The 6,688-nt window shown below is 63.1% G+C and carries 7 protein-coding genes; 3 read left to right on the top strand and 4 right to left on the bottom strand.

The genetic code is table 11. From position 1 onward, the window contains the following. Positions 1-1,545, top strand: a 1,545-nt coding sequence (locus ABSG20_RS25940; RefSeq protein ID WP_423867343.1) for an oxidoreductase, incomplete at its 5' end; no start/stop codon positions are given. A gap of 59 nt (positions 1,546-1,604) precedes the next feature. Continuing rightward, complete coding sequence (locus tag ABSG20_RS25935; RefSeq protein WP_423867342.1) at positions 1,605-2,855, top strand: flavin-dependent oxidoreductase; 1,251 nt, start codon at positions 1,605-1,607, stop codon at positions 2,853-2,855. A gap of 37 nt (positions 2,856-2,892) precedes the next feature. Here ABSG20_RS25935 and ABSG20_RS25930 read toward each other — a convergent pair whose 3' ends face one another. Together ABSG20_RS25930 and ABSG20_RS25925 are read right to left on the bottom strand one after the other, a co-directional pair. Then, on the bottom strand, positions 2,893-4,014 hold the full coding sequence (locus ABSG20_RS25930; protein ID WP_423867341.1) for a DUF5938 domain-containing protein: 1,122 nt from the start codon (positions 4,012-4,014) through the stop codon (positions 2,893-2,895). 12 nt (positions 4,015-4,026) lie between these two features. After that, positions 4,027-4,830, bottom strand: coding sequence for an SDR family NAD(P)-dependent oxidoreductase (locus tag ABSG20_RS25925; RefSeq protein ID WP_423867340.1), 804 nt, complete (start codon positions 4,828-4,830; stop codon positions 4,027-4,029). A 55-nt stretch (positions 4,831-4,885) separates the two neighbouring features. Between ABSG20_RS25925 and ABSG20_RS25920 the strand changes: the two genes are divergently transcribed. After that, the gene (locus ABSG20_RS25920) at positions 4,886-5,095 is read left to right on the top strand and encodes a hypothetical protein (RefSeq protein ID WP_423867339.1); all 210 of its coding nucleotides are present in this window, start codon (positions 4,886-4,888) and stop codon (positions 5,093-5,095) included. 437 nt (positions 5,096-5,532) lie between these two features. Here the strand turns inward: ABSG20_RS25920 and ABSG20_RS25915 are convergent, their stop codons facing one another. Both ABSG20_RS25915 and ABSG20_RS25910 read right to left on the bottom strand, forming a co-directional pair. Further along, positions 5,533-5,991 (bottom strand): cupin domain-containing protein, encoded by a 459-nt coding sequence (locus tag ABSG20_RS25915; RefSeq protein WP_423867338.1) that lies wholly within the window; start codon positions 5,989-5,991, stop codon positions 5,533-5,535. A gap of 25 nt (positions 5,992-6,016) precedes the next feature. Next, on the bottom strand, positions 6,017-6,688 hold a 672-nt coding region (locus ABSG20_RS25910), incomplete at its 5' end, for an ABC transporter substrate-binding protein (protein WP_423867337.1).

Here is a 6,688-nt window from a genome sequence, read left to right as displayed (position 1 = left end):
GCGACCGCGCATTTCTCGATCGGCTCCGGCACCAAGCTTGCGATGGAGGACGCGATCGCGTTGGCCGACGCCATGGAGCGCGCACCGACCGTCCAGGCCGCGCTCGCGACTTACGAACAAGGCCGCCGCGAGGAAGTCGAGAAGACCCAGCATGCAGCGGATGTGTCGCTGGTCTGGTTCGAGCACGTCGATCGGTTCTGGGATTTCGATCCCGTGCAATTTGCGTTCGGCGTGATGACGCGCGCCAAGGCCATCACCTACGACAATCTGACGCTGCGCGCGCCGGAGTTCGTCGGCGAGGTCGACAGGGCCTTCGCGCGCCATGTGCGCGACCAGGGCTTTGACGTCGAGGTCGAAAAACCCTTGGCCCCGATGTTCCAGCCGTTTCGATTGCGCGAGATGACGGTCGCCAATCGCGCGGTGGTCTCGCCGATGTGCATGTATTCGGCCGACGACGGCGTGCCGGGCGATTTTCATCTGGTGCATTACGGCTCCCGCGCGCTCGGCGGGGCCGGCTTGATCTTCACCGAGATGACGTGCGTGGGGCGCGCCGCTCGGATCACGCCGGGCTGTACTGGTTTGTGGAATGGCGAGCAGGAAAAAGCCTGGCGGCGCATTGTCGATTTTGTGCATGCCAATTCCGCGGCAAAAATCTGCCTCCAGCTTGGCCATGCCGGCCGCAAGGGCGCGACCAAACTGATGTGGGACGGCATCGACCGCCCGCTCGAGCAAGGCGGCTGGGATGTGATCTCGGCCTCGTCAATTCCTTATTTTCCCGACAGCCAGGTGCCGCGCGAGATGGACCGCGCCGCGATGGACGCGGTCAAGGCGGCATTCGTTGCCTCGGCCGAACGCGGCGAGCAGTGCTGCTTCGATATGCTGGAACTGCATTGCGCCCACGGCTACCTGTTGGCGAGTTTCATTTCGCCGCTGACCAACCGGCGCACCGACGCTTACGGTGGCTCGCTGGAAAATCGCCTGCGCTTTCCGCTTGAAGTGTTCGAGGCGCTGCGGGCGGTCTGGCCGGCGCACAAGCCGATGTCGGTGCGCATTTCCGCCACCGACTGGGCCGAGGGCGGCATCACCGGCGATGACGCGGTTGATATCGCGCGCGCCTTTGCCGAGGCCGGCGTCGATCTGGTCGATGTTTCCACCGGGCAGACCGTGCGCGACGCCGAGCCGATCTATGGCCGCATGTTCCAGACCCCGTTCTCCGATCAGGTCCGCAACGAGGCCCGCGTCGCCACGATGTGCGTCGGCAACATCACGACACCGGACCAGGTCAATACCATTCTCGCCGCCGGCCGCGCCGATCTGGTGGCGCTCGGCCGCCCGCATCTGGTCGACCCGGCCTTCACGCTGAAGGCGGCCGCCTGGTACGGCGCGGAGGTTTTCTGCCCGCCGCAATACCTGCCAGGCAAGGAGCAGGTTTTCCGCAACAGCGTACGCGACCGGCAGGACTTCGAGGACCTGAAAATTAAGGCTAAGCCGAAGACCCGGGCGGAGTTGAAGGCGGAGGCGACCAAGCCGCTTGCGGCGGAGTGACGGCCCATGCGACGTTACGCGCCTTCAGGGTGCGTCCGGGTACGGAGTGGAGGCGGGCGATGAAAGTCATTATCGTCGGGGGTGGTATCGGAGGTCTGACCACTGCGCTGATGCTGCGGGCCCGCGGCATTGCTTGCGAATTGTTCGAGCAATCGGACTCGATCCGCGAACTCGGCGTCGGCATCAACACGTTGCCGCATGCCATTCGCGAACTCGCAGGTCTTGGGCTTTTGCAAAAGCTCGACGACGTCGCTGTACGCACCGACGTGCTGTATTATCTCAACCGTCATGGCCAGGAAGTCTGGAAAGAAGCCCGCGGTATCGAAGCCGGCCATGAAGTGCCGCAATTCTCCATTCACCGCGGCCGGCTGCAGAGCGTCATCCACCGCGCGGTCGAGGAACGGCTGGGGCGCGAGGCGATACACACCGGCTGCCGGTTGGGAGCCTTCAGCCAGGACGAAGGCGGCGTCACCGCCTATTTCTTCGATCGCACCGGCCACCACACCCAAACCGTGCGCGGCGATATTTTGATCGGCGCCGACGGCATCCATTCGCGGGTACGCGAGATGCTGTTTCCGGAGGAGGGACCACCCTGCTGGAACGGGCTGATGCTGTGGCGCGGCGCGCGCGACTGGCCGGTGTTTTTGAGCGGCCGTTCCATGATCGTGGCCGGCGGACTTCACGCCAAAGTCGTGGTATACCCGATCGCGGAGGGCTCAGGCCCGGCAAGCCGCCTGACCAATTGGGCGGTGTTGGTAAAAGTCGGCGACGGCAATGCGCCGCCGCCGCGCCGCGAGGACTGGTCGCGGCCGGGCAAACGCGAGGAACTGATGCCGCATGTGGCGCGCTTTTCGGTGCCCCATGTCGATGTGCCCGGCCTGATTGCGGCGACGCCTGAGTTCTACGAATACCCGACCTGCGACCGCGATCCCTTGCCCTGGTGGTCGGCCGGCCGCGTCACGCTGCTCGGCGACGCCGCGCACCCGATGTATCCGGTGGGATCGAACGGCGCCTCGCAGGCCATTCTCGACGCGCGTTGTCTGGCCGACGCACTGGCGCGATCAGAGCATCCGCGCCAGGCGCTGATGGAATATCAGCAGAAGCGGTTGCCGATGACGGCCGAGATCGTGCGCTCGAACCGTCGCGGCGGCCCCGAAGGCGTCATCGACGCCGTCGAGCAACTCGCGCCCGACGGGTTTGACAATGTCGACAACGTGCTGAGCTATGTCCAGCGCGAAGCCATCGTCCGCGGCTACGCCAGCAAGGCCGGCTTTGCCGCGGTGCCGGGATTGACGGCGGTGCGGGCGTAGGCGAAAGGGGTGACGCGCCTGCGCGTCACCCGGCTCGTCACGCCTGAACTGTCAGGATCGGGTTCATCACAAGACCAAAACTGCGCAATTGGCCCAGCAGTTCACGGTGGCCAAAGGCCTGGCACGCCGAGGCGAAGCCAGCTTTCTTCGGTGCCGTCTGCAGCAGCGAGAACGCAGCGTAGGCTTGCAGCATGCCGGTCTGCTTGTAGTTGCAGTTGCCGTGGATGACGCAATGGGCGCGGCCGAGCGGACCGGACGCATGGACGGAATCCAGCGAGGTGTTGACGCGCGGATTTTCGCGCGGCGGCATGCTCGACTGCAATGTGGCCGCGATATCGGCCAGCGCCTTCTCCTGCTGGTCGAGTGGGAGCGGCCTGATCTTCTCCTTGACCATCTGCGTGGTCTGCCGCACGCCTTCCATGACCTGGCGTTGCAGCACCCCGCCGATCACCTTGCAGTTCGATACGCGGGGATCGTTCTTGAACCACACCGGATGGGCGGTGCCGCCCCAGGGCACGGCGATCGCGCTTTCATGCTGGCCGGGAACGCTGACTTCGTAGCTCGCAGTCAGGTCCCATTCGACATATTTGTTCTGCTCAAGGTAATACCAATTGGCCTTGAGGATGGTGAAGATGGTCTGGGTCGAGGCATAGGTCGGAAGCCCCTTCCACAGCACCAGAATGTCGAGCGTGTCGAGGCCGGGGGTCTCGAGACAGATGTTGGCGGCGATTTCGCCGGTCGTGTACATCTGGGCGATGTTCGGCGCCAACAGCAGGCCCCGTTCGGCGAATTTTGCGCCCCAGCGTTGCTGCGCCAGCAGCACCCAGTCCTGTTCGCCGGTCGTGTCGGTATAGTGGCAGCCCGCGGCTAACGCCGCCTCGACAACTTCCGGCGCATATTTGATGAAGGGGCCGACCATGTTGCTGACGACCTTGGCGCCCTTGAACAGTTTTGTCAGCGCCTCGACCGAATGCTCGACACCGACGACTTCGTAATCGGCGGTTTCAATGCCGGGTATCTTCTCGACAACGGCTTGAACTCTTTCTTTGTCGCGACCGGCGGCAATGAAGGGAATATTGTACTCACGCAGATATTCGCATACCAGGCGCCCGGTATAGCCGGAGACGCCATAGACGATGACGGGCCTTTGCTCGCTCATGTGGCGATCTCCCTACATGCCCATGCCGCCATCGACCGGCAAACCCGCGCCGGTGATAAAGCGTGCGTCGTTGGAACAAAGAAATACGGCGGCGTCCGCGATGTCGGAAACCTCGGCGAGACGGCCGAGCGGCGTCTGTTCGATGACACCGGCCACGGCGGCATTGACGTCGGGCGCAAGGCCGACGGCGACGATGTCGTTGGCGAGCTGCATGCCCATGGTGGTGGGAATGAGGCCGGGATAGATGCAGTTGACGCGAACGCCATAGCCGAGCTTGCCCGACTCCATGGCGGCGATCCGGGTCAAGCGGTCGACCGCCGACTTGGTGGCCGAATAGCCGGCGATGGCGGGGAAGGCGATGGTCGCCGCGACCGAGGCGATGTTCACCACCGCGCCGCCGTTGCCCGCGACCCCGCCGGGGCGCATGGCGCGAAAGGCGCTTTTCAAGCCGAGCGCGGTGCCAACCACGTTCACGTCGCACATGCGGCGCACATCTTCGGCCCTGAGGTCGGCGACCAGGGAGGTGATCTCGATCCCGGCATTGTTGATCAGGATGTCGAAGCCGCCCAGCGTAGCCACCGTCTGGGAGACGGCCTGTTCCCACTGCTCTTCGCTGGTCACATCCAGCGTCACGAAGCCCGCCTTGACACCAAGCTTGGCGATGCCGCCGGCGGTATCACGGCCGACATCGGCAAGGATGTCGCCGATCATGACCGCGGCGCCAGCCTTGGCCAGTGCTTCGGCGATGGCCGCGCCGATCCCGCGCGCGCCACCTGTCACCAGAGCCTTGCGCCCGGATAATCGCTCTCCGCTCATCTCTGTTTCCTCCGTTTTGCTTTTGTTTGACACTCGTCATGCGATGTCGTGACAAGTGTCAAATTTTTACTATACAGATGTCAACCGTATTGCCATGCGCTTCGCGGAACTGGGCCACAAGCGGCCGGCCGTGTCGTCAGGCGCGCTCTATGCGGTATTTGATGGCCTGTTCCAGAAATATCTGCTCAAGCACATTGCCGGTGATCCCTGCGCCATCACGGTGTTTCTCGGCGAAGTGAAGGCGCTGTTGCCTATCGTCGCCTGACGCCATCGTGGGCGGTTACGGCAGCAAGGCCGGGGGCGCCCAGGCGCAGCGTTCCGTTACGCATCTGTACCTTGGCGCGCACTTGTTCGCGCATCCGTGTCCTCATCCTGAGTTCGAAGCGATACCCATCTATTTTTCCCTATCAGAGCGATGGGTTTCGCAAAGGGCTCAACCCATCCTACGAGCTACGAGCTTTGGTGTTTCAAACCGTCATTGCGAGCCATCGGCTCGGCGCAAAGCGCCGCCCGGTGAGCGAAGCAATCCATGGCAGCGCGCGCCGCGCTGTGGATCGCTTCGTCGCAAGGGCTCCTCGCGATGACGGGAGAATTTTTGCCCATACCTCGCGCGCTCGAAGGATGGCCCCGTGCCCCTCATGGTTCGAGACGGCGCTGAACAAGCGCCTCCTCGCCATGAGGACTTCCTTCAGCGGCGACGACTCACGCCCCCGGCGGCGGCGGCGGCAGGAAGTGGATGTTGTATTCGGCGGCCATCGCCACCACGTCTTCGGGCTTCTGCTCCTTCATGTTGTGCAGGCCCCAGAACAGATCGTAGAGTTTCTGGCTCGGCGATACCCAGAACAGCACTTTTGCGGTCTGGTCCGACTTGTTGAAGATGCCGTGGGGGACGCCCATGCCGAGGCGGATCAGGTCGCCGGGCGTTGCATGGGCATCGTTGCCACCCAGCATAAAGTCGAGTTTGCCCTCCAGCATATAGAGATACTCATCCTGATCGGGATGGATATGCGGCGGCACGAAGGTGCCGGTCGGCAGCGTCGCGTGCCAGGAAAAGCAATGGTCGGTGCAGTTTTTCGGCACATAGGTCTGGCCGAGAATATTCCAGGATATGCCCTGCATGCCCTCATTGGCCCGGGTGATGCCGGTGATCTCGCTTTTCATGGCTCTATTTCCCTTCCTGATTTTCTTAATTGCCCGGCACGCAATCCTTGGCGTAACGGTCGCCATAATTCGTAAAGACTTTTTCGACGATCTCGGTCTGGAACTTGCCGTCGGGGCGTTTTGCCACCTTGGTCAGATAAAAATCCTGGATCGGATAGCCGTTGGTATTGAACTTGAAGCCGCCGCGCAGCGAAGTGAAGTCGGCCTTCTTCAAGGCCGCGATCACCGCCTCCTTGTTGGAAAGGTCGCCCTTCACCGCCTTGACGGCGCTGTCGATCAGAAGTGCGGCGTCATAGGCCTGCATGGCATAGGTGCCGGGCACGCTGTTGTAGGCGGCCTCATATTCGGCGACGAATTTCTTGTTGGCCGGATTGTCCAGATTGGGCGCCCAGTTGGCGCCGCCGAACATGCCGACCGCCGCGTCCTGCTGCGCCGGCAGGGTCGATTCATCGACCGTGAAGGCCGACAACACCGGGATCTGGTCGGCGAGGCCGGCCTGCCTGAACTGCTTGACCAGGCTGACGCCCATGCCACCCGGCATGAAGGTGAACACGGCGTCAGGCTTCAGCGACGCGATCTTGGAGAGTTCGACCTGAAAATCCAGCGTCCCCAGCGGCACGTAGGTTTCCTCGACGATTTCGCCCTTGTAGTCGAGCTTGAAGCCGGCCACCGAATCCTTGCCGGCCTGATAGTTCGG

Origin of the sequence: Bradyrhizobium sp. (genome assembly GCF_049512235.1) — a bacterium.
Classification (GTDB): Bacteria; Pseudomonadota; Alphaproteobacteria; order Rhizobiales; family Xanthobacteraceae; genus Bradyrhizobium.
This window is presented reverse-complemented; position numbering and strand designations above follow the sequence as displayed.

Coding starts and splice junctions, on each gene's coding strand:
- ABSG20_RS25935 (WP_423867342.1), top strand. CDS start 1,605: ATGAAAGTCATTATCGTCGGGGGTGGTATCGGAGGTCTGACCACTGCG.
- ABSG20_RS25930 (WP_423867341.1), bottom strand. CDS start 4,014: ATGAGCGAGCAAAGGCCCGTCATCGTCTATGGCGTCTCCGGCTATACC.
- ABSG20_RS25925 (WP_423867340.1), bottom strand. CDS start 4,830: ATGAGCGGAGAGCGATTATCCGGGCGCAAGGCTCTGGTGACAGGTGGC.
- ABSG20_RS25915 (WP_423867338.1), bottom strand. CDS start 5,991: ATGAAAAGCGAGATCACCGGCATCACCCGGGCCAATGAGGGCATGCAG.